General features: G+C 70.6%; 18 protein-coding genes and 1 pseudogene. 10 read left to right on the top strand and 9 right to left on the bottom strand.

Annotated features, from left to right (window positions below; translation table 11 throughout):
- On the bottom strand, positions 1–735 hold a 735-nt coding region (locus HLK59_RS25715; RefSeq protein WP_171143876.1), incomplete at its 3' end, for a hypothetical protein.
- A 60-nt stretch (positions 736–795) separates the two neighbouring features.
- On the opposite strand from HLK59_RS25715, the gene HLK59_RS25720 reads away from it, so the two are divergent.
- Entirely contained in the window at positions 796–1590 is a 795-nt protein-coding gene (locus HLK59_RS25720) for an adenosylcobinamide-GDP ribazoletransferase (RefSeq protein WP_171143877.1), read from the top strand.
- On the opposite strand, the gene HLK59_RS25725 is transcribed toward HLK59_RS25720, so the two are convergent.
- The 5 genes from HLK59_RS25725 to HLK59_RS25740 all read right to left on the bottom strand — a co-directional run bounded on the left by HLK59_RS25725 (position 1587) and on the right by HLK59_RS25740 (position 8086).
- Positions 1587–2363 (bottom strand): endo alpha-1,4 polygalactosaminidase, encoded by a 777-nt coding sequence (locus tag HLK59_RS25725; protein WP_346779810.1) that lies wholly within the window; start codon positions 2361–2363, stop codon positions 1587–1589. The genes HLK59_RS25720 and HLK59_RS25725 overlap by 4 nt on opposite strands.
- Positions 2360–2986 carry a spherulation-specific family 4 protein gene (locus HLK59_RS51230; RefSeq protein WP_240982643.1) on the bottom strand — a complete coding sequence of 209 codons (627 nt, stop codon included), beginning with the start codon at positions 2984–2986 and terminating at the stop codon, positions 2360–2362. Before HLK59_RS51230 ends, HLK59_RS25725 begins: the two co-directional genes overlap by 4 nt.
- Positions 2983–4407, bottom strand: a complete 1425-nt coding sequence (locus HLK59_RS25730; protein ID WP_171143879.1) for a hypothetical protein — start codon at positions 4405–4407, stop codon at positions 2983–2985. The genes HLK59_RS51230 and HLK59_RS25730 overlap by 4 nt, the downstream gene beginning before the upstream one ends.
- Positions 4404–5924, bottom strand: coding sequence for a GT4 family glycosyltransferase PelF (gene pelF, locus HLK59_RS25735; RefSeq protein WP_171143880.1), 1521 nt, complete (start codon positions 5922–5924; stop codon positions 4404–4406). The genes HLK59_RS25730 and pelF overlap by 4 nt, the downstream gene beginning before the upstream one ends.
- A 134-nt stretch (positions 5925–6058) precedes the next feature.
- A complete protein-coding gene (locus HLK59_RS25740) occupies positions 6059–8086 on the bottom strand; it encodes a hypothetical protein (RefSeq protein WP_171143881.1) in 2028 nt (675 codons plus the stop codon).
- A gap of 344 nt (positions 8087–8430) precedes the next feature.
- On the opposite strand from HLK59_RS25740, the gene HLK59_RS25745 reads away from it, so the two are divergent.
- The 3 genes and pseudogenes from HLK59_RS25745 to sucB form a co-directional block, all read left to right on the top strand.
- On the top strand, positions 8431–9951 hold the full coding sequence (locus HLK59_RS25745) for a leucyl aminopeptidase (RefSeq protein ID WP_171143882.1): 1521 nt from the start codon (positions 8431–8433) through the stop codon (positions 9949–9951).
- A 329-nt stretch (positions 9952–10280) separates the two neighbouring features.
- Positions 10281–11669 (top strand): dihydrolipoyl dehydrogenase, encoded by a 1389-nt coding sequence (gene lpdA, locus HLK59_RS25750; RefSeq protein ID WP_171143883.1) that lies wholly within the window; start codon positions 10281–10283, stop codon positions 11667–11669.
- A 93-nt stretch (positions 11670–11762) separates the two neighbouring features.
- Positions 11763–13011, top strand: a pseudogene (gene sucB / locus HLK59_RS25755) (2-oxoglutarate dehydrogenase, E2 component, dihydrolipoamide succinyltransferase); the annotation flags it as partial.
- 61 nt (positions 13012–13072) lie between these two features.
- Here the strand turns inward: sucB and HLK59_RS25760 are convergent.
- The gene (locus HLK59_RS25760; protein ID WP_171143884.1) at positions 13073–13771 is read right to left on the bottom strand and encodes a hypothetical protein; all 699 of its coding nucleotides are present in this window, start codon (positions 13769–13771) and stop codon (positions 13073–13075) included.
- Between the two features lie 212 nt (positions 13772–13983).
- Between HLK59_RS25760 and HLK59_RS25765 the strand changes: the two genes are divergently transcribed.
- From HLK59_RS25765 to HLK59_RS25785, 5 genes are all read left to right on the top strand, one after another.
- Positions 13984–14616, top strand: coding sequence for a GntR family transcriptional regulator (locus HLK59_RS25765; protein WP_171143885.1), 633 nt, complete (start codon positions 13984–13986; stop codon positions 14614–14616).
- 405 nt (positions 14617–15021) lie between these two features.
- On the top strand, positions 15022–17727 hold the full coding sequence (aceE, locus tag HLK59_RS25770; protein WP_171143886.1) for a pyruvate dehydrogenase (acetyl-transferring), homodimeric type: 2706 nt from the start codon (positions 15022–15024) through the stop codon (positions 17725–17727).
- Positions 17728–17877: 150 nt separating this feature from the next.
- The gene (locus HLK59_RS25775; protein WP_171143887.1) at positions 17878–18855 is read left to right on the top strand and encodes a YafY family protein; all 978 of its coding nucleotides are present in this window, start codon (positions 17878–17880) and stop codon (positions 18853–18855) included.
- A 56-nt stretch (positions 18856–18911) separates the two neighbouring features.
- Positions 18912–19430, top strand: a complete 519-nt coding sequence (locus HLK59_RS25780) for a DUF4240 domain-containing protein (protein ID WP_171143906.1) — start codon at positions 18912–18914, stop codon at positions 19428–19430.
- 20 nt (positions 19431–19450) lie between these two features.
- Positions 19451–19990: a carboxymuconolactone decarboxylase family protein gene (locus HLK59_RS25785; protein WP_171143888.1), complete on the top strand. Its 540-nt coding sequence runs from the start codon at positions 19451–19453 to the stop codon at positions 19988–19990.
- Between the two features lie 3 nt (positions 19991–19993).
- Here the strand turns inward: HLK59_RS25785 and HLK59_RS25790 are convergent, their stop codons facing one another.
- Together HLK59_RS25790 and HLK59_RS25795 are read right to left on the bottom strand one after the other, a co-directional pair.
- Positions 19994–20206 (bottom strand): hypothetical protein, encoded by a 213-nt coding sequence (locus HLK59_RS25790; RefSeq protein WP_171143889.1) that lies wholly within the window; start codon positions 20204–20206, stop codon positions 19994–19996.
- 105 nt (positions 20207–20311) lie between these two features.
- Positions 20312–21325 carry a methyltransferase gene (locus HLK59_RS25795; protein ID WP_171143890.1) on the bottom strand — a complete coding sequence of 338 codons (1014 nt, stop codon included), beginning with the start codon at positions 21323–21325 and terminating at the stop codon, positions 20312–20314.
- 226 nt (positions 21326–21551) lie between these two features.
- Here HLK59_RS25795 and HLK59_RS25800 point away from each other — a divergent pair, with 226 nt between their 5' ends.
- Positions 21552–22679: a peptidoglycan bridge formation glycyltransferase FemA/FemB family protein gene (locus tag HLK59_RS25800; protein ID WP_171143891.1), complete on the top strand. Its 1128-nt coding sequence runs from the start codon at positions 21552–21554 to the stop codon at positions 22677–22679.
- Positions 22680–22689 lie beyond the last annotated feature (10 nt).

A 22689-nucleotide genomic window follows, 5' to 3' on the forward strand; every position in this document is an offset into this window, starting at 1 on the left:
GGGGTTGGGTTTGCCGCCGATCAGGTCTTCCAGTTTGCGGCGTGGGCCCGCCCAGCGGCGGTCGTGGTGGTAGGCGCGCAGGGTGGCCTTGGCGCGGGCACGGGGGCGGCGGCGGTAGAAGCGGCGGGCCCAGGGTGAGCCCGGGCGGGCCAGGCGGACGAAGCCGATCAGGCCGACGAGCGGGACGATCACGCTGAAGATCGCCATACGGGCCTTGCCCTTGCCCAGGACGGCCAGGGCGAAGAGGAAGTTGACCACCACGGTCGAGATCACGCTCGCCCGGTCCTGGAGCTCGTCCTGGCTCAGGTCATTGACACCGAACGGCGAGAAGCCCGACAGCACCAGTCCGACGAGGGCGGCGGTCAGCACGACCACCTCCACGCTCTTGCGGCCCTCCTCCGTCCAGTAGACGTCGTCGAGGTGCAGGATCAGCGCGAACTCGTCCAGCACGAGCCCCGCGCCGACACCGAAGATCACCGCACACACGCCCGCCCCGAAACCGTGCCGGCCACTGCCGACCGCACCGAAGCCGCCGACCACGGTCAGGACGACCCCGGGCACCACGTGATGGATGTGCACCCCGCCGGAGCTGACGTTCCCGAAGGGGCCCTTGCCCGCGCGGATGAGCCGGGTGATGACCCGGGTGACCACGAAGGTGACCACGAAGGAGGTGAGGGCGAGCAGCAGCGGCAGCTTGCCCGGCTCGATGATGTTCCGCTGGAGCCAATGTCCCATAAGCGCACTTTATCCATGGTCGGGGGTCACGCCTCGCTGACCGCCGGGTAACCTCCTCCGGTGTCTGCGTCCTCTTCGAACCCCTGGCCCGACGGTCTCCGCTTCGCCTTCGGCACCCTGACCGTGCTCCCGGTCAAGGTGACCCGCTGGGACCGTGACGCCGCGCGCGGAGGCATGCTGTGCGCTCCGCTGGCGGGGGTGGTGGTCGGGGCGGCGGCCGCCGCGCTGGGCGTCCTGCTGCTGGCCCTGGGCTCGGGACCGCTGCTCGCCGCGGTCGGCTCCGCCGCCGTGCCCGCCGCTCTCACCCGGGGGCTCCATCTGGACGGCCTCGCCGACACCGCGGACGGGCTCGGCAGCGGCAAGCCGGCCGAGGACGCGCTGCGGATCATGAAGCAGTCGGACATCGGGCCGTTCGGGGTCATCACCCTCGTCTTCGTACTGCTCGCGCAGGTGGCGGCGTTGGCGCAGGCGTACGGCGAGTCGTGGGCGCGGGGTGCGATGGCCGCGGTCGTGTCGGCCACCGCGGCTCGGCTGGCGCTGACGCTGGCCGCGCGGGTCGGCGTACCGGCGGCCCGGCCCGAGGGGCTGGGGGCGGCGGTCGCGGGGGTGGTTCCGCTACGGGGCGCGGTCGCCGTCGCGGTCACCGTGACGCTGGCGGCAGCGGGCGCGGGGGCCTTCTTCGGACCGTACGACGCCGTCCGTACGGCCCTCGCGGTGCTCGCCGCCCTCGCCTGCGGCGAAGTCCTGCTGAGGCACTGCACGCGTCGCCTCGGCGGGGTGACCGGCGATGTGTTCGGAGGGCTCGCGGAGACCGCGGCGACGACCGCATTGGTCGTCCTGTCTCTCGGCACCTAACAGGCCCGGCGCCAGACCCCCAGCTCGTACTTCTTCAGCATCGAGCTCAGCCTCAACTTCCGTGACTGCGCGCAGAACTTGCTCGTCGGCAGTTCGTACTCCACGTGGAAGACCGCCTTCTCCGCCTCGATGAACGGTGTGTTGGCGTCGCACTCGTCGTACTGCGCGCACTGTTCGTTGACCGCGAAGTCGAAGTCGTCGACCAGTTCGGGGATCTGGTCCAGGTCGTTCTTCAAGCCGACCGACATGCCCCGGTCGTGGGCGAGTTCCGCGATGAGGCGGTTGTAGCGGAGCTGGTCGGCGGCCTTCAGGGGGAAGCCGGTGCGGTTCTTGTAGCCGTCCATGTTGTCGGGCTCCACGGCGTCGAAGCCCTTCTCGCGGCACATGTCCATGCGGTCCGCCATCAGCGGTTCCAGGACGTCCGTCTCGCGGATGTCGAGCCAGTGTTCGCCCTCCCAGCCGTTGCTGAGGCCGATGACCGACTTGGGGAACTTCTTCGCGTCGGGGCGCCAGTCCTCCCAGGCTCCGGTGGAGAGGTAGCAGATCACCTTGCGGCCCTTGTCGTGCAGGGCGGTGACGGTGGACTCGGGCTGGTCGAAGCCGTCGATGTCGTAGACCGGGACGTCGACGGAGGTGTCGATCGTCTTGCCGGTGAGCTGCCACTGCCAGTCGAGGCCGGGGGCCGGCTGCCAGCGGGAGCCGGGTTTCGGGTCCGGGGCCGTCGTGCAGGCGGCCAGCAGGAGAAGGGGGACCAGCCAGAAAACGCGTCTCACCGAGCGGGCTCCAGAGTGTGCGGCAACGTACCCCAAGGATGATCTCCCACCCCGGGGACCGCGCAGTACAGGTCCACCCCCTCCGCCGCCAGGTCGACGCCGTCCGGGACGCCGTACACCAGGTGGCACAGCCGTACGTCCGTGGCGCCGCGCCATGGTCGCGGGGGCTGTCGGCGGTACGTCGACCAGGTGCCCTCGAAGGTGACAAGGACGTCGGCGATGCGGGCGTAGGAGGGGTGGGGATTGGTGCCGTGGTTCAGGGCGAGGGTGCCCCGGACGGTGGTGGCGAGCCGCCGGTAGTACGCGAACTCCTCCGGGCCCGAGGTGACCTGGTCCAGGAAGGCGCCGTCCGTGCCGTACCAGTCGCGGTGGCGGGTGAGGTCGCGGACCACGTCGGCGGGTGGCCGGCGGGCGTAGTCCGTGTCGGCGTAGCCCAACACCCGTACTCCTGCCGCCCGCAGCCGCTCCGCGAGCTCGGCGAAGGCCTCGTCGGGGGCGTCGCCGGGGCCACTGGCCGGGTTGAGGACGACGCCGTAGAGGCGGGGTGCGGCCGCGATGATCGCGTCCCATTCCGCGGGGCGGACGGACGGGTGCTCGTAGTACGGGACCAGGAGAGTGCTCATCGGTGGGCCGTCGCTCTTCCCAACAGGGCGCAGACGAGGGCGGCCTGGGCAGCGGCCGCGGTGCCGTGGACGGTGAGGGCGACCCAGTACGGGGTGCCCGTGTGGGTCAGCAGTGCGAGTGTCTGGGCCAGGGCGGCGGTGCAGCAGACCGCCGTGGCGGTGAGGATCGCGCCGAAGGACTGGAGGAGGAGGCCGGTCCAGAGGACCACGCCCAGCAGGAGCAGACCTGGAGACAGGGCGGACATGGCCAGGCCCAGGGCGAGGAGGGTTGCCAGGTAGGCGGTCAGGCACTCGATCAGCGTGGTGGCCGTCGTACGCCAGAAGGCCCTCGCGGGGCTGGTGTTGCGCAGGCCTGCGAGGCTGCCGCTGCGGAAGCGGTGGAGGAGCCATTCCGCGGGGCCCATGCCGAGAGTGAGTGCGACTGCGGCGAGGGGGTCGTCCAGGGCCGCGTGGAGGACCAGGATGCCGGTTCCCAGGCCGAACAGGGCGTAAGGGAGGGACGCAAAGAGGGTGGGGCCCATTGTTGTGTGGCGGCTGCGAGTGCGTTGTGGCTTGTCGCGCAGTTCCCCGCGCCCCTTTGGGGCACGTGCAGCCGACCTCACTTCCCACGCGCCCAGCACCACCACGCCCGCCAAAGAGATCAAGAGCAAGGCCAGTCGCACGACGTCGGGCACCGGGTGAAGCAGAGTCAGGGCCGCGCCGGCCGCCATCGGGAGCAGGGCGTACAGCAACGCGCGTTCGCGGCCCAGGACCAGCAGGACCGTCGACGCACCCAGGTACAGGGACTGACCGACGGCGAAGGCCACCCCCGTCATCTCGCCCCTGCCCGCGACCAGCAGGGCGGCCAGGGCGCCCAGCACCACACCCACCGGCGCCCCGAGCAGCAGGCTGCGTCTCGCCGCCTCGCGGTCTCCCAGTCCCAGCCAGGAGTACGCGCGGTGGGCCAGGCCCTGGTTCCAGGTCCAGCCGATCACCGAGCCGGCCAGGAGGGGAACCGTACCCGCCGGGAGGCCGAAGTCCCTGGGACCGGTCATCAGCGGTGCGCCCAGTACGTAGCCGAAGCCGGGGAGGGCGAAGACGACACCCCTCAGCAGGCAGCCCAACAGGCCTACCTGCCACGGGTCGTGGACCGGGCCCTCCGGTTCTGGATAGCGGCGGTCCACACGTTCGTAGAGCTCCTCGGCCAGCGCGAAGGAGTTCCTGACGCCGTACCGCTCACGTATCTGGTCGTCCGAGAGGCCGTCGGACTCCAGGAGCGCGGCTATCTCGTCGGGATGGACGGCCGCGGCGACGAACTCGTCGAGGCGCTCGGCGAGTTCGTCGAGGGGGTCGGGGCGGGCCCAGCTGGGGCCGCGCTGCTCGGGGATGCTGGGCAGGGTGCCCGGGCGGGCACCCGGGGGCAGCCAGACGGATCCGCTCACCAGCCGGTCCCGTCCGTCGCGACCGCCGCGTACCAGGGGTCGCGCAGTTCGAGGGTCCAGTCGGCGACGGTTTCGAGCGTGGGCTCGTACACCTCGGGCATGCCGGCGAGCTCCTGGTAGATCGTGCGGAAATTGTCCACGGAACGGCGCAGCGTGAAGCGGTCGATCACTCTCTGCCGTGACAACTCGCCCAGCTTCAGCCGCCGTTCGTCGTCCCTGAGCAGGGTCAGGGCCGCTGCCGCCAGCTTCTCCGGTTCACGCGGCGGCACCACCAGGCCCGTGTCGCCGACCGCCTCGCTGACTCCCCCGACGTCCGTCGACACCGTCGTACGGCCGCAGGACATGGCCTCGATGATCGAGAACGGGAAGCCCTCGGAGATGGAGGAGAGCATGACCACATGGCCGGCCGCGTACGCCCGCCACACCTCGCTGATGCGGCCCTCGAAGGTGAGGCCGTCGGTGACGCCGAGTTCGGCGGCGAGCTTCTCCAGGCGGGTCTTGTACTCCTCGCCGCCGGGCGGGACCGGGCCGAAGAGTCTGAGCCTGGTCTCCGGCAGCTCGGCGCGGACCATGGCGTAGGAACGGATCAGGGTCTCCAGGTCCTTGATGGGGTCGACGCGGCCGCACCAGGTGAGGGTCGGGACCTCGGGTTCGGGTCCGGCGTGCGGGAAGGCGGCCGGGTCGACGCCGTTGTAGACCGTGCGGATCTTGTCGGCGTCGGCGCCGCCGCGCTCCTCCCAGCGGCGGTTGTACTGGTTGCAGGGGGTGATGAGGTCGGCGGCCCGGTAGCCGAGGGAGTTGAGCTCGCGGTAGAAGCCGAGCATGAACGCCTTCACGGGCCAGCGTTGGGCGTCCGAGCGGTAGCCGAGGTAGCGCTCGCGCAGGTAGATGCCGTGCTCGGTGAGGAGGAACGGCACGCCGTCGAGATGGTGGGCGGCCAGCGCGGGGAGCGTGGCCAGGCCGCTGCTCACCGCGTGGGCCACCGAGTCCTCGGGGACGCGGACGCCCAGCGGGCGCAGGGCGTGTTCCAGCAGGTCCGTCGCGGTGAGCGCGTCGTGGACCGTGGGGCGGGCCTCGGCGGTCGCCAGGTGCGGCATCGTCCATATCCACATCAGCGAGCGCAGTGCCGACTCGGTGCGCAGCGCGGCCGACAGGCGTCCGTCGCGGGCGAGTTCGGCCAGCTCGTACAGGGCCTCACCGAAGTCGCAGTGGGCCTCGGGGTCGAGGAAGGACAGCAGGAAACGCTCGTAGGAGTCGATGAAACGGCGCCGCGCCCTGCCGTACGGGGCGTGTGTGCGGCCGGGGCGTGCGCCCCAGGTCGGTACCGAGGTGTGGCGGTAGACGTTGGGCGGCAGCTCCCAGGTCACGGGTTCGCGGCCGCTTCCGGTGAGCGACAGGATGTGGAAGTCGACCTCCGGCATGCCCTTGACGAGCTGGTCGCACCAGGTGCTGACGCCGCCGTGGACATGTGGATAGGTGCCTTCGGTGAGCATGGTGACGTGTCGGCCCGTACGCATGGGCGTGCGGTTCCCCCCTGTTCTCGGATGATGTACGGGAGCTGTACTCCGGCTACCGCCGCGTCGTGGCTGGTCGCGCCCACGCGGCGGTAGCCGCACATCGATACAGCCCCGCGCCCCTCAGGGCGTTCCCCCTACGGCAACTTCAGAGTCAACGCCGACTGCAGTGCCGCCGGCGTGGTCCAGGCCGAGCGCCGGCCCGCGTACGCCGTGCCGAAGGTGGTCGTGCCGAGCAGGAGTTGCTGCTTGGTGCCCTCCGGGGCCGTCACCGGGATCTGGGTCCCGCTCGGGGCCGTGATCGTGACCGTCGTGCCGACCCGGTACGCCGTGACCTTGCCGGAGGCCAGCGCGGCCTGCCAGGTGGCGCGGCGCTGGAGTTCGGTGCCGATGGCGGCCTGGGCGAGGTTCTGGACCGGGGTGTTGTCGGCGAAGAGCGCCCGGTAGTCCGCGAGCACCTTGTTCAGGACCGGGTAGAGGGTCCGGTCCTCGGCCAGGTTGGACTGGTGGGCGTAGTGCGGCCGCGGGTCGTTGCCGATGGCGTGGCCGAGGGCGGTGCGGGCCTCCTGGGGGACGATGTACGACGTGTAGCCCGTGGCCGGGTCGAGCGGCTCGGCCAGGCAGGTGGAGGACGGGTTGTTCTCGCAGATGCCGCTGCCGCCGTCGGCCGCCGAGGCGTAGATCCAGTTGTACTCGTCGGCCATCTCGGCGTTCGTGCCCACGTTGTAGTACACGTTCATCGGGTAGCGGGGCACGGTCAGTGTGCTGCTGCCGACCGAACGCTGGTCGGGTTCGCGGGAGTTGTCGGAGGCGGTCCACTTGATGGCGTTGTCGGCGAGGGCGCCGGCGAGGTTCGGGTTGTCGTTCGGCTGCTGCGGCAGCGTCTTCAGGCCCGAGTGCTCGCCCGTGACCAGCTCGGCGCGGGTCAGCGGAAGGCCCTTGGCGACACCCCAGTTGTAGTTGTCGCGGATCTCCGCGGAGATGTCGGCCCGGCTCATGTAGCGGGTCGTGCCGTTGGTGTTCTTCGCGCAGCTCCACGGCACCGTGGAGGTGTCCTGGACGCAGCCCAGGAACTTGTGCGTGTAGGTGTGGTTGATCCAGCGGTACTTGGCCTTGTCGGCGAGCAGCTGGGTGGCGAAGGCGTCCGTGCCGCCGTGCTCGGTCTTCCACTCCTCGCCGGAACCGGCGTTGTAGACCATGTCGAGCGTGAAGCCCTGTTGCTGCTGCCACTGGGCGGCGTAGACCGCGTCGGCGGCGGTCATCCGGATCGGGGTCGTCCCCTCGCCCTCGCCGCCCGCGCAGTCGAAGTCGCCGGGAGTGCAGTTGCGTTCGCTGTCCCAGCGGGCGTCGGGGGCGAAGACGTCGTCGACGTGCACGGCGAAGTAGTTGCGGGCCTGTCCCAGGTGCATTCCTTGGGTCAGCCACTCGACGATGCCTCGGGCGAGCACCCGGAACTGCTGCTGGTACTGGTTGTAGGCGAAGGTCACGACGAGTTCGCGGCGCCCGTCGTGGACGTACTCGCCGATGAGGCTGCCGCGGCCCGAGCCGCCGGGCACGGCGGTGTCGACATAGCTGGTGAAGCCCGCCCCCGGGGTGGCCACGTAGCCGTAACTCTCCATCACCGACGGGGAGTTGTCCTCGAAGGTGAGGGTGCCGTCGAGGTATCCGAAGTACCCCGACCGGCCGGCGGCCGTGATGCCCGCCGCCTGTCCGTCCAGCGAGCCGGAGTAGCTGCTGTACTCCAGGCCGACACCCGGGTGCGCCCAGGTGTAGGCGTCGACCTGCGGGATGCCGTACGTCTTCTCGTACGTCTCCAGCGCGGTCTGTTCGGCCGAACCGGCGCCGAACGGGGCCTCGTTGGGCAGGACGACGCCCTGGTACTTGGCCCGGGGCGTGCCGTTGACCGTGTCGCTGAGGAACGCGGCCGTGATGGCGGGGCGGTTCGCGTCGTTCAGGTCGACGGTGGTGTACGGGATGCCCGTGCTCTTCAGCTGGGCGGTGATGGCCTGGACGGGGCTGTCGCCGTTGTCCACGACCAGTACTTTGAGATCGATGCGCGGCGTCACCGCTGCCGACGCACCTGGTGCTCCGAGCCCCAACGCCAGTAGCCCGGCGGTGGTCAGGGCAGCGGCCGCGCCTCTCCATCTGAGCGCACTCTGCGCCATTGTGTGTGTCCTCCCCCAGAAGATCCCCTTGTGGTAAATCCAAGGAGGATCAGTGGAAATCATGCAAAGCGGTGAGCGGGGTGCTCACCGGAACACGAGGAGTGTGACTGAGGTCACCGGGAGTAAGGATTGAGAAGTGGCCATGACGCCACTCACAGGTGAACGCCCGTAGGAATGAGCGAACCAGCCATACGCGCGTAGGCTCGTTCCGGGTGTTCATCGACGGGGTGAAGGCCCCGGACGAAGCCACCCCTCGACACGGATCTAGGGTCGGCTGTCGGGCCCGGTCGACCCACCCACACTCGACCAACTGAACTTCACATCGGAAGCGAGATTTCACCACCGTGACTGCTCTCACTCTCAGCACCGCCGCGGCGCCCGGCCTGCGGGCCGACGCGATCGTGATCGGTGTCGCCAAGGGCGCCAAGGGCCCGGTCGTAGCACCGGGTGCCGAGGCCGTGGACAAGGCCTACGACGGCAGCCTCGCCGGTGTCCTGGAGACCCTCGGTGCCTCCGGCGCCGAGGGCGAGGTGACGAAGCTGCCGGCGCCGGCCGGCTTCAAGACCCCCCTCGTGGTGGCGGTGGGGCTCGGCCCTGAGCCCGAGAAGGACTCCTCCTTCGACTCCGAGGCGCTCCGCCGTGCCGCCGGTGCCGCCGCCCGCGTGCTGACCGGCGCCAAGAAGGCCGCGTTCGCGCTGCCGCTGGCGGACGCCGCCGACGCCGGCGCGATCGCCGAGGGCGCTCTCCTCGGCGCGTACTCCTTCGACGCGTACAAGGAGAACGCCAAGGACCCCAAGAACGGCAAGGCGCCCCTCGCGGAGGTCGCCCTCCTCGGCGGCAAGCCGCGCGACAAGGCGTACAAGGCGGCCGTCGAGCGCGCCCTCGCGGTCACCGAGGAGCTCAACCGGGCCCGTGACCTCGTCAACACCCCGCCGAACGACCTGTACCCGGAGGCCTTCGCGGCCGTCGCGCAGGCCGCGGCCAAGGAGCACGGCATCAAGGTGCAGGTGCTCGACGAGAAGGCACTGCTCAAGGGCGGCTACGGCGGCATCCTGGGCGTCGGCGGCGGCTCGGAGGCGGCGCCACGGCTGGTGAAGCTGTCGTACACCTCCGCCAAGGCGCAGAAGCACCTCGCGCTCGTCGGCAAGGGCATCACCTACGACTCGGGCGGCATCTCGCTCAAGCCGGCCGGTCACAACGAGACGATGAAGTGCGACATGAGCGGTGCGGCGGCGGTCTTCGCGGCCATCGTGGCCGTCGCGCGGCTCGGGCTGGAGGTGAACGTCACCGCGTGGCTGGCGCTCGCCGAGAACATGCCGTCGGGTTCCGCGGTGCGGCCGGGTGACGTGCTGCGGATGTACAGCGGCAAGACCGTCGAGGTGCTCAACACCGACGCCGAGGGCCGGCTGGTCCTCGCGGACGCGCTGTGGGCGGCCTCCGCGGAGAAGCCGGACGCGATCGTCGACGTGGCGACGCTGACCGGCGCGATGATGCTGGCGCTGGGCAACCGGACGTTCGGGATCATGGCGAACGACGACGCGTTCCGCTCCGCGGTGTACGAGGCGGCGGCCGAGGTGGGCGAGCCCTCCTGGCCGATGCCGCTGCCGGAGCACCTGCGCAAGGGGATGGACTCCCCCACGGCCGACATCGCGAACATGGGCGAGCGGATGGGTGGCGGGCTGGTCGCCGGGCTCTTCCTGCGCGAGTTCGTCGGCGAGGGCATCACCTGGGCGCACCTCGACATCGCGGGTCCGGCGTTCAACGAGGGCGGGCCGTTCGGGTACACGCCCAAGGGCGGTACGGGCACCGCTGTGCGGACGCTGGTGCGGCTGGCGGAGCTGACGGCCGCGGGCGACCTGGGGTGACCTTCGCCTGAGAGCTCGATCGCTGAGGGGCGTGGGCGAGTGCGGACCAGTCGTGGCTGGTCGCGCCCGCGCGGCGGAGCCGCATATCGATACAGCCCCGCGCCCCTTACGCGTCTCACCGCGGCCCCTGCCCGAAAGTGAGCTGCTCACATGTGAGCGTGTGGTGTCTCACACCCCGGCCCGGCGTCTCGTTCTCCTCCGACAAGTGCGAAGATGGGGCTCGGCAGGACAGGGCCCCCACCACAGGGCCGAAGAAAGAGCGGCCGGACACCAGCCGCCGCGCGGTCACTGCAGACCGGCGTACGGCGCACATGCATGGAGGACGTGACGTGGCGAACGACGCCAGCACCGTTTTCGACCTAGTGATCCTCGGCGGTGGCAGTGGCGGTTACGCCGCGGCCCTGCGCGGGGCGCAGCTGGGGCTTGACGTCGCCCTGATCGAGAAGGACAAGGTCGGCGGTACCTGCCTGCACCGAGGGTGCATCCCCACCAAGGCCCTGCTGCACGCGGGCGAGATCGCCGACCAGGCCCGCGAGAGCGAGCAGTTCGGTGTGAAGGCCACGTTCGAGGGCATCGACATCGCCGGGGTCCACAAGTACAAGGACGGGGTCATCTCCGGCCTGTACAAGGGCCTCCAGGGGCTTGTCGCCTCCCGCAAGGTGACGTACATCGAGGGTGAGGGGCGACTCTCCTCCCCGACCTCCGTCGACGTGAACGGCCAGCGCATCCAGGGCCGCCACATCCTCCTCGCGACCGGCTCCGTGCCGAAGTCGCTGCCGGGCCTGGAGATCGACGGCAACCGGATCATCTCCTCGGACCACGCCCTCGTCCTGGACCGTGTGCCGAAGTCGGCCATCGTCCTCGGCGGCGGTGTCATCGGCGTCGAGTTCGCCTCCGCCTGGAAGTCCTTCGGGACCGACATCACCGTCATCGAGGGCCTCAAGCACCTCGTGCCGGTCGAGGACGAGAACTCCTCCAAGCTTCTTGAGCGCGCGTTCCGCAAGCGCGGCATCAAGTTCAACCTGGGCACCTTCTTCTCGAAGGCCGAGTACACCGCCGACGGCGTCAAGGTCACCCTCGCCGACGGCAAGGAGTTCGAGGCCGAGCTCCTGCTCGTCGCCGTCGGCCGCGGCCCGGTCTCCGCCGGTCTCGGTTACGAGGAGCAGGGCGTCGCGATGGACCGCGGCTACGTCCTGGTCGACGAGTACATGCGGACGAACGTCCCCACCATCTCCGCCGTCGGCGACCTGGTCCCGACGCTCCAGCTCGCGCACGTCGGCTTCGCCGAGGGCATCCTGGTGGCGGAGCGTCTGGCCGGTCTCAAGGCCGTCCCGATCGACTACGACGGTGTCCCCCGCGTGACCTACTGCCACCCGGAGGTCGCCTCCGTCGGTATCACCGAGGCCAAGGCCAAGGAGATCTACGGTGCGGACAAGGTCGTCGCTCTGAAGTACAACCTGGCGGGCAACGGCAAGAGCAAGATCCTCCAGACCGCGGGCGAGATCAAGCTCGTCCAGGTCAAGGACGGTGCCGTGGTCGGCGTCCACATGGTCGGCGACCGCATGGGCGAGCAGGTCGGCGAAGCCCAGCTGATCTACAACTGGGAAGCGCTGCCGGCCGAGGTCGCCCAGCTCATCCACGCCCACCCGACGCAGAACGAGGCGCTCGGCGAGGCCCACCTGGCGCTGGCCGGCAAGCCGCTGCACGCGCACGACTGACCCTCGGTCGACGACGCGTTTCCGCGACTTCGCGACGACACAGACTTCCGCAATTCGTAAGGAGCAACCGAAACCATGGCGGTTTCCGTAACCCTTCCGGCGCTCGGCGAGAGCGTCACCGAGGGCACTGTCACCCGCTGGCTGAAGGCCGAGGGTGAGCGAGTAGAGGCCGACGAGCCACTGCTCGAGGTCTCGACCGACAAGGTCGACACCGAGATCCCCTCGCCCGCCGCCGGTGGCCTCCATCAAGGTCGCCGAGGACGAGACGGTCGAGGTCGGCGCCGAGCTGGCCGTCATCGGCGCCGCGGGTGCCGCTCCGGCCCCCGCGCCGGCCGCTCCGGCTCCGGTCGCGACCACCCCTGCCGCAGCCCCTGTCGCCACCTCCGGTGACGACGGTGCCTACGTGACCCCGCTGGTGCGCAAGCTCGCCGCCGAGCACGGTGTCGAGCTGGCCGCCGTCAAGGGCACCGGCGTCGGCGGTCGTATCCGCAAGCAGGACGTCATCGCCGCCGCCGAGGCCGCGAAGGCCGCCGCCGCTGCCCCGGCTCCGGCCGCCGCTGTGACTGCCGGAGGCCATGCCGCCCCCGCCGCCAAGAAGGCGCCGACCCTGGAGGCCTCCCCCCTCCGCGGCCAGACCGTCAAGATGCCGCGCATCCGCAAGGTCATCGGCGACAACATGGTCAAGGCGCTGCACGAGCAGGCGCAGCTGTCCTCGGTCGTCGAGGTCGACGTCACCCGCCTGATGAAGCTCCGCGGCCGCGCGAAGGACTCCTTCGCCGCCCGTGAGGGCGTCAAGCTCTCCCCGATGCCGTTCTTCGTCAAGGCCGCGGCCCAGGCACTGAAGGCGCACGCGCCCGTCAACGCCCGGATCAACGTGGACGAGGGCACGATCACCTACTTCGACACCGAGAACATCGGTATCGCGGTGGACTCGGAGAAGGGCCTGATGACCCCGGTCATCAAGCACGCGGGCGACCTCAACATCGCCGGTATCGCGAAGGCCACGGCGGAGCTCGCCGGCAAGGTCCGCGCCAACAAGATCACGCCCGACGAGCTGTCCGGCGCGACCTTCACCATCTCCAACACCGGTTCGCGCGGTGCGCTCTTCGACACGATCATCGTGCCGCCGGGCCAGGTCGCGATCCTCGGCATCGGCGCCACGGTCAAGCGCCCGGCCGTCCTGGAGACGGAGGAGGGCACGGTCATCGCCGTCCGCGACATGACCTACCTGACCCTCTCCTACGACCACCGTCTGGTGGACGGCGCCGACGCGGCCCGCTACCTGACCGCGGTCAAGGCGATCCTGGAGGCGGGCGAGTTCGAGGTCGAGCTCGGCCTCTGAGCCCCCTTCGGAAGCAGTACGGTGCCCCGTCCGGACCTCTCCGGGCGGGGCACCGTCGTGTTCACCGGGGCGTCAGCCGCTTGTCCGACCAGTCCCAGAGCAGCTCTACCCACACGTTCGGGACGGACAGCTTGTCGGCGCGCGTCAGCCCCTTCGTGCGGTACGCCTTCAGGACGTCGTACGTCGCGTCGAGGCAGTCCCGGGAGGTCAGGTCGCCCGTCTTCGGGTCGAAGCCGACCAGGAAGCCGCGGGCCTCGACCTCGCGGATCATCGCCCGGGCCGCGGTCACGTCGTACGTCGAGGAGTTCGTGCAGCGGTAGCGGCTGTACGGGTGCTCGGACTCGCCCGGGATGGGGGTCCCCCCGGTCGAGCGGAGCCGAGAGTGGGGGAGGGCGTCCCGGGACATCTCGCTGAGCATGCGGTCGTAGGACCCCTCCGCGTGCCACGCGCCGATGTCGCCGCCCGGCCGGGTGTAGAGCCTGCCGCTCGGGTTCTCCACCGCGCCGTAGACCCAGCGGTCGGTCCCCGCGACGCGGAAGCCCCAGCCGACGTGGCCGAACTTCTGGGCGCCGTCGGGCTTGACGAAGACGCAGGCGCCACCGAGGCCGCCGGTGCCCGCCTGACCTGCGAGGCCGGTGATCGTTTCCTTGTCCGCCGGCTTCTGTGCCGCCCGCGTCGACGCGCCCTGGCAGCCCGCGAGGCCGATGATCGCGCCGATCACGGCCGCGACGGCCACTCCCCGGTGTCCCCCGATGTTCATGCCATCCCCCCGTCGTGCGAAGGGGCACCGATGTGGGAACCCCTGCCGAACGCGACACTTCTCGGCGCCACGGGGTTCCGTGTCTTGACAGAAGTCGTCCGGCTGGGAGCGTGTAAGTCTCGTCTCACCTGCATGAAAGCGCCCCCGTGCGCCCCTCCGGGACGGGCACTCGGCCTTATTGTCTAAACGTCAAACGCCCTTAAGGAGCACTCATGACCGCGCCCGTCGTCCACTCGCTGCGCGAACAGATCCGCGAGCACATCGTGGAAGGGATCGTCAGCGGTCGCTGGAAGCCGGGCGAGCGGATCGTGGAGCGGCGGATCGCCACCGAACTGGAGGTCAGTCAGACCCCGGTGCGGGAGGCGCTGCGGGAGCTGGAGTCGCTGCGGCTGATCGAGTCGGCGCCGAACAAGGGCGTGCGGGTGCGGAACCTGACGGCGGCCGACCTGGAGGAGAGCTACCCGGTCCGGGCCGGTCTGGAGGCGATCGCGGCGGAGCTGGCGGCGGAGCGGCTGGCGCAGGACTGCTCGGCCCTGGAGCCGCATGTCCTCGCGCTCTACGAGGCCGACCGCGCGTCCGACGGGACCGGACAGGTGCGGCACACCGTGGGCTTCCACCGGGAGATGGTCCGCGCCGCCGGGAACTCCGTCCTTCTGCACACCTGGGAGGGGCTCGGCATCGAGGTCTTCACGGCCCTCTCCATCCGCTGGCTGGGCACGGTACAGCAGTCGTACGCGGAGGAGCACGAGGAGCTCGTCCAGGCGTTCCGGCGCCGGGATCCCCGTATCGCCGAACTCGTCAAGGCCCATGTCCTGGGCTGCGCGCCGAGGCACGGCGGGGAATAGGCGGGGTTTCGCCGTAGGGGTACGGGGCGTTGCCGGGTGCGGGTAGTTCGTGGCTTGTCGCGCAGTTCCCCGCGCCCCTAGGTGGGTGCAGTGCCGTCGATCTCCATGCACCGCCGCGCCCCCTGAAACCACCCGAGCACGCCCCCGCTCACCTGCGAAAACACCGGCAAACCCCCGTCACCCGGTGCCACCGCCCGAGGCACCCCGTGCCGACTTTCTCGGAATCAAGAGGTTTTGCCCCTCAACCCTTTGATCGATCATCGATCAGCGAGTTACAGTCGCCGACGGGCCTCTACCGAGGTCGAAAGCCTCTACCGAGGCTTGAGCCCTGTCCTGCCAAAGACCTAGGGCACCCCCGAACCCTTACCGATGAGGGAACCCCCTTCGACTGAGGAAGGCGGCGACATGACCGACCCCTACGCCATCCAGCCGAGCGAGCTCGACCAGCTCCCGGACCGTGACCCCGAGGAGACCGCCGAATGGCAGGCCTCACTGGACGCGGTCGCCAAGGCTGCCGGCCCGCACCGTGCCGCGTACCTGATGCGCCGCACGCTGGAGCGCGCGGAGGGCAACGGCATCGCGCTGCCCAAGCTGCTGGAAACGGACTACGTCAACACGATCCCCACCGCCGCCGAGCCGTCCGCGCCCGGTGACGAGGAGATCGAGCGGAAGATCACCGCGTGGAACCGCTGGAACGCGGCCGCGATGGTCACCCGCGGCTCCAAATACGGCGTCGGCGGGCACATCGCCACCTTCGCCTCCGCGGCCTGGCTCTACGAGACCGGCTTCAACCACTTCTTCAAGGGCAAGGAGGCGGACGGTTCGGGCGACCAGCTCTACATCCAGGGCCACGCCTCCCCCGGTATCTACGCCCGCGCCTTCCTCGACGGCCGACTGAACGAGCAGCAGCTCGACAACTTCCGCCGCGAGTCGGGCGGCAACGGCCTCCCGTCGTACCCGCACCCGCGCCGGCTGCCCTGGCTGTGGGAGTTCCCGACCGTCTCCATGGGTCTGGGCCCGCTCTCCGCGATCTACCAGGCGCGCTTCAACCGCTATCTGACCAACCGCGGCATCAAGGACGTCTCCGCCTCCCACGTCTGGGCCTTCCTGGGCGACGGCGAGATGGACGAGCCCGAGTCGACGGCGGCACTCGCACTCGCAAGCCGTGAGGGCCTCGACAACCTCACCTTCGTCATCAACTGCAACCTCCAGCGCCTCGACGGCCCGGTCCGCGCGAACTTCAAGATCGTGCAGGAGCTGGAGGCCCAGTTCCGCGGCGCCGGCTGGAACGTCATCAAGTCGCTGTGGGGCACCGCCTGGGACGAGCTGTTCCAGCTCGACACCACGGGTGCGCTGCTGCGACGGCTCCGCGAGGTACCGGACGCGCAGGTCCAGACGTACCAGACGCGCGGCGCCACCTACATCCGCGAGGACTTCTTCGGCAAGGACCCGGCGCTCGCCGAGATGGCGAAGCTGCTGAGCGACGACAAGATCCTCGAGTGCTTCCACTTCTCCCGCGGTGGCCACGAGGCGCGCAAGGTCTACGCCGCCTACAAGGCCGCCGTCGAGTTCAAGGGCGCCCCGACGGTCATCCTGGCCCAGACGGTCAAGGGCAACACCCTCGGCGAGGGCTTCGCGTCGAAGAACGCCAACCACCAGATGAAGAAGCTCACGGTGGACGAGTTCAAGACGATGCGTGACCTTCTTGAACTGCCCATCTCGGACAGCCAGTTCGTCGACGGGGTCGTGCCCTACGGCCACCCCGGCGCCGACTCCCCCGAGGTCCGCTACCTCCAGGAGCGCCGCGCCGCGCTCGGCGGTCCCGCCCCGGCCCGTCGTACGCACGCGCTCGCCCCGCTGCCCGCCCCCGCCGAGAAGGCCTTCGCCTCCTTCGACAAGGGCTCGGGTACGCAGAACATCGCGACCACCATGGCGTTCGTCCGTCTCATCAAGGACCTGGTCCGCGACAAGGAGACCGGCAAGCGCTGGGTGCCGATCGTCCCCGACGAGGCGCGCACCTTCGGCATGGAGAGCCTCTTCCCGTCCCTCGGGATCTACTCCCCCAAGGGCCAGACGTACGAGCCGGTCGACCGTGACCAGCTGATGTACTACAAGGAGGCCAAGAACGGCCAGATCCTCAACGAGGGGATCACCGAGGCCGGTTCGATGGCCGACTTCATCGCCGCGTCCACCGCGTACTCCACGCACGGTGAGGCGATGATCCCGTTCTACATCTTCTACTCGATGTTCGGCTGGCAGCGCACGGCCGACCAGATGTGGCAGCTCGGCGACCAGCTGGGCCGCGGCTTCCTGGTGGGCGCGACGGCGGGCCGTACGACGCTGACGGGTGAGGGCCTCCAGCACGCGGACGGCCACTCGCCGGTGATCGCGGCGACGAACCCGGCGTCCCTGACCTACGACCCGGCGTTCGCCTACGAGGTCGCGGCGATCGTCAAGGACGGTCTGCGCCGGATGTACGGCGAGGCGGCCCCGGGCGAGGACCCGAACGTCTTCTACTACCTCACGGTCTACAACGAGCCGATGCCGCAGCCGGCCAAGCCCTCCGGGGCCGGCGTCGACGAGGGCATCGTCAAGGGCCTGTACCGCTTCAGCACCGCGGAGTCGGCGGGCCTGAACGTGGCCGCGGCGAACGCCCCGCGCCTCCAGTTGCTGAGCTCGGGCACGGCGATCCACTGGGCGATCGAGGCGCAGAAACTGCTCGCCGAGGAGTGGGGCGTGGCGGCCGACGTCTGGTCCGCGACCTCCTGGACGGAGCTGCGCCGTGACGCGCTGGAGGCCGACGCGGCGCTCCTGCGCGGCGAGGAGCGCGTCCCGTACGTCCGCCAGGCCCTGCACGGCGCCGAGGGCCCCGTCCTCGCCGTCTCCGACTACATGCGCCAGGTCCCGGACCAGATCGCGCAGTGGGTCGAGCAGGACTACTCCTCGCTCGGTGCCGACGGCTTCGGCCTCTCGGACACCCGCGAGGGGGCGCGCCGCCACTTCGGTGTCGACGCCGAGTCGATCGTGGTCGCGGCGCTGGCCCAGCTCGCCCGCCGCGGCGAGGTGAAGGCTGCGGCGGTGAAGGAAGCGCGGGAGAAGTACGGGCTGTAGTTCGGCCGCGGGTGAGTGGGGGCTGGTCGCGCAGTTCCCCGCGCCCCTCCAAAGACGGGCCCGCTCAGGCGCGCCTGCTTCCAGGGGTGCGGGGAACTGCGCGACCGGCCGCATCCGGGCCCGCACCCGGCGACGCAGCATGATGGACCTATGCGTGCCGCCCGCCTCATCAAGATGGTCCTGCTGCTCCAGTCCCGGCCCTCCATGACCGCCGCCGAGCTGGCGCGGGAGCTGGAGGTGTCCGAGCGGACGATCACCCGGGACGCCCAGGCGCTGTCGGAGGCGGGCGTTCCGGTGTACGCGGACCGGGGGCGGGCCGGGGGCTACCGGCTGATCGGCGGCTACCGGACCCGGCTGACCGGGCTTGCGCGGGGTGAGGCGGAGGCGCTGTTCCTGTCCGGGGTGCCCGGGGCGCTGCGCGAGATGGGTCTGGAGGACGCCGCCTCGGCCGCCCGTCTGAAGGTCTCCGCGGCACTGCTCCCCTCACTCCGGGACGCCTCGAAGTCGGCCGCGCAGCGCTTCCACCTGGACGCCCCGAACTGGTGGAGCGAGCCGAAGACGCCCGAGCTGCTGCCCGCGATCGCCGACGCGGTGTGGGACGACCGGCGGGTCACCGCCCGCTATCGCAAGGGGGCGGGGGAGGTCGAGCGGGAGCTGGAGCCGTACGGGCTCGTGCTGAAGGCGGGCGTCTGGTACCTGTGCGCGCGGATTCCCGACCCCGGTTCCTTCCGGGTGTACCGGATCGACCGGTTCACGACGGTGGAAGCCTCGGCGGACCGCTTCGGGCGCGACGAGGAGTTCGATCTCCCCGCCTTCTGGGAGGACCAGGCGGAGCGGTTCGCGCGGTCGATCCTGCGGGCCGAGGTGGTCGTACGGCTGTCACCGGACGGGGTGCGCCGGCTGCCGTACGCCCTGGCCGACCGGGTCTCCGCCGGTGAGGCACTGGAGCGGGCGGGGGCGCCGGACGAGGACGGCTGGGTGAGCGTGACGGTCGCCGTGGAGTCGGAGAAGATCGCCCGTACCCAGCTTCTGTCACTGGGCCCGGAGGTGGAGGTGCTGGCTCCGGAGGGTCTGCGGGCACTTTTCGCACAGGACGCGCGCCGCCTGGCCGGCCTGTACGGGACATAACAATCCGCCGCACTCCACGTGCGCCTCACCCGTCCAGGGCCGATGCTGGACCCGTGATGGACGAGACGGAGTTCTGGGAGCTGGTGGATGCCGCCCGCGGGGCCGCCGAGGGCGACCCCGAGGAGCAGGCCGACCTTCTCATCGACCGGCTCCTCCAGATGGACCCCGACATGGTCCTGGACTTCGCCCGTCACTTCGAGGCCCGCTACAACCGGGCGTACACCTGGGATCTGTGGGGCGCGGCCTGGGTCCTGCTCGACGGGGCCAGCGACGACGCGTTCGACTTCTTCCGCTGCTGGCTGATCGGGCAGGGGCGCGAGGTGTACGAGGGTGCCGTGCACGCCCCCGACTCGCTGTCCGACCTCCTGGGCGACTTCGACGAGGAGATCGACGGCGACGGGGAGGAGCTGGGGTACGCGGCGGACGAGGCGTACGAACAGCTCACCGGCGTCGTCGCCCCCGACCTCGGAATCCCGCCCGCGCCGCCCGAGCCGGAGGGGGCGCCGGTCGACTTCGAGAGCGAGCGGGTGCTGGAGGAGCGGTATCCGAAGCTGTGGGAGCGGTTCAGAGGCTGACATCCATTTCAGGGGGGACCATGGCTCGTATCCCGTATCCGGAACATCCCGCCGACAGTGTCGCGAAGCTTCCCGTGCCGCTCAACGCCTTCCGCATGCTCTCCCACGCCCCACCGCTCACGGACACGGCGATCGACCTGGGCCTGGCGGTCCTGCTGGAGTCGACCCTGCCCGTCCAGCTGCGCGAGCTGGTGATCATGGCGGTGGCCGCCGGCACGGAGTGCGCCTACGAAGCGGTGCAGCACCGACCGATCGCGCTCAACTCAGGCCTGTCCGCAGACCAGTTGACGGCTGTCGCCGAACTACGCTCCAGCGGCCCGGAGTTCGACGCGGCGGACTCGGCGGCGATCACGGCCACCTTCGAACTCATCGCCCGACACACCCTGTCCGACGGCACATTGACGGCTCTCCGCGCCTGCTTCACCGATCGACAGGTCGTCGAGATCATCACGACAACCGGCTACTACGTCATGCTGGCAGGCCTCATGAACGGCCTCGGCGTGGACGTCGACCCGTCCGGGGAACGGTTCCTGGGCCTGACGGGCGACGGCCCCGGGTGAGGCTCAGACCGCGGTCGCGCGCCTGCGGGTCGTGTCCGTCGGGATGTACGCCTGGGTCTGGTCGACCTTCAGGACCACGTGGTGCATCGGGGCCGCGTTGGCCTGGTCGAGGGCGGAGGCCGTGACGGCGGCCGGGCCGAGGACGACGGCCACGGCGGCGCACAGGGCCGCCCAGGGGCCACGGGCCAACTTGGTGCCGGTCTGACTGCTGTTCATCTTCCCCACCTCCGGTCAGTGCGTATGGCATGACGGTAGGGCGGCTGCTTCGGGGTGATCAGTGAGCCGGCTACGAGGAACCTGTGAGACCGTCCACGCGTCCGGCTACGCTGACGCGGCCACCGCCTCCACCACCGACAGGACCGTCGGTGTCGGCACGATGCGGGAGATCCTGAGGTCTGCCGCGGCGAGCAGGGCCGCGAAGTCCGCCTCGGTGCGTTCGCGGCCGACGAGGGCGGACATCAGGAGGAGGTCGAGGGTCTTGGACTGGTGGGGGGCGTTGTCCCGGGGGACGACCGCGTCGACCACCAGGATGCGGCCGCCCGGCGTCATGGCCTCGCGGCAGCGCTCCAGGATGGTCACGCACCGGTCGTCCTCCCAGTCGTGGAGGATGCGCTTGAGGAGGTGGACGTCTCCCGGAGGCGCGGTGGCGAAGAAGTCGCCCTCCGCCAGACTCCAACGGCCCGCGGTCTCCTCGACGTCGAGGCGGTGGCCGGCCAGTACGTGGGGCTGGTCGTAGAGCACGCCCCGCAGGCCGGGGTTGCGGCGCAGGACCTCCAGGAGGAGGCCGCCGTGGCCGCCGCCGACGTCGACGACCGTGCCGGTCGCCGGGAAGTCGTACGCGGCGGCGATCGGTGCGTTCTCGGGGTCGGACATGGCGGCCATCCCTGTGTGGAAGACGGCGGCGGTCGCCTCGTCCTGGGCGAAGTGTTCGAAGAACGGCATCCCGAAGATGCCCTCGAACACCGAGGTTCCCTCGGTCAGACAGCGGTCCATCTCGGCGGCCGGGAGCCACAGGCTGCGGTCGGTGTTCATCAGGATCGCCGAGCGGGCCGAGTGCGGGGCGTCGGTGCGCAGGGCGTCGCCGGTGGCGGTGAGACGGAAGCGGCCCTCCGTGTCCTCCGCCACGATCCCGCGGGTGGCGAGCAGTCGTAGCACCCGGTAGAGGTTGCGGGCGTCCGTGGCGGTGACCTCGGCCAGTTCGGCGGGCGAACGGGGGGCGCCGGTGAGGTGGTCCGCCACTCCGACGGCCGCCGCCGCACGCAGCGCGGCCGGGAAGAGGTAGCCCAGCGACTCCTCGACGAGGAATGCGGCGGAACTGCGCGAATCGGTCGTCATGCCCTTCAGGATGACGGTCCGTCGCCCGGCACGGCTCGATTCGGCCGCGCCGCGCGGGGGCTCGAAGGAGCAGGAGGGCGGGGCACGGTCGGCGCACTCTCCCTCGTCGGCCGGCGATCCGGTGACCGACGTCACGGGACGCGTCCGGAAGGTTCACCTCCGGACTCTTGACCCGTGCCGTGATCCCCGGCGTACCGTGGCCGCCCCGAACAGGAGCGCCCTGCCCATGACCAGCCCGTACGTGCGGGAGATATCGCGCGAGGAACACTTCGCCCACCTGCGGCTGCACCCGGACGCCAGTCATCTCCAGATCCCCGAGTGGGGCGATGTGAAGCCGGACTGGCTGGCGGAGAGCGTCGGTTGGTTCGAGGGCGAGGCACTGGTCGCGGCGGCGCTGGTGCTGTACCGGCCGCTGCCCGGGACACGGCGCTTCCTCGCGTACCTCCCCGACGGGCCCGGGATCGACTGGCGGGATCCGCGCCTGGAGCGCTGGCTGGACCCGCTCGTCGCCCATCTGGAGGCGCGCGGGGCGTTCTCGGTGCGGATCGGGCCGCCGGTCGTCGTACGGCAGTGGGACCCGGGGACCGTCGCGAAGGGGGTCGCCGACCCCGCCGTACGCCATCTCAACGACCTGCCCGCGGCCGCCATCGACGGATACGCGCTGGACGCGGCCGAGCGGCTGGGGCGGCTCGGGTGGCGGCGGTGCGCGGAGGGCGACGGGAACGGATTCGGGCTCGGGCAGCCGCGCTACGGGTGCCTGGTCCCGCTCGACGGGCGCACGGCGGACGATCTGCGCGAGGGCCTCGCCCCGCACTGGGAGCAGTCCTTGCGTACGGCCGAGGGGGCCGGAGTCCGGGTCTCCTGGGGCTCGGCGCCGGACCTGCCCGACTTCCACCGGCTGTACGTCTCGACCGCCGCGCACGACGGCTTCAAGGCCCGGCCGCTGGACTACTTCCGCCGTATGTGGAAGTCCCTGAACGCCGAGGACGACGACCGGGTGCGGCTCTATCTCGCCGAGTACGACGGTGTCGTGCTCTCCGCCGCGCTCATGATCAACGTCGGCTCGTGCTCATGGCACTCCTATGCCGCGTCGGGGCGCCAGGGGCGTCGACTGCGGCCCAGCAGCGCCCTGTTGTGGCGGATGATGAACGACGCGCGGTCAGCGGGCTGCGAGACGTACGACCTGCGGTCCGTCACCCCCGCCCTCACCGAGGACCGGCTGCTGGGACGCCTGCGCTTCAAGACGGGTGCGGGCGGCCACGCCGTGGAGTATCTCGGGGAGTGGGAACGGCCGGTGGGCAGCCAGGGGAAGGTGCTCCAGCGGGCCGTACGGGCGTATCTGGGGCGCAGGTGAGCCGGTGGCC

Source organism: Streptomyces sp. S3(2020) (assembly GCF_013044505.1).
GTDB lineage: Bacteria > Actinomycetota > Actinomycetes > Streptomycetales > Streptomycetaceae > Streptomyces.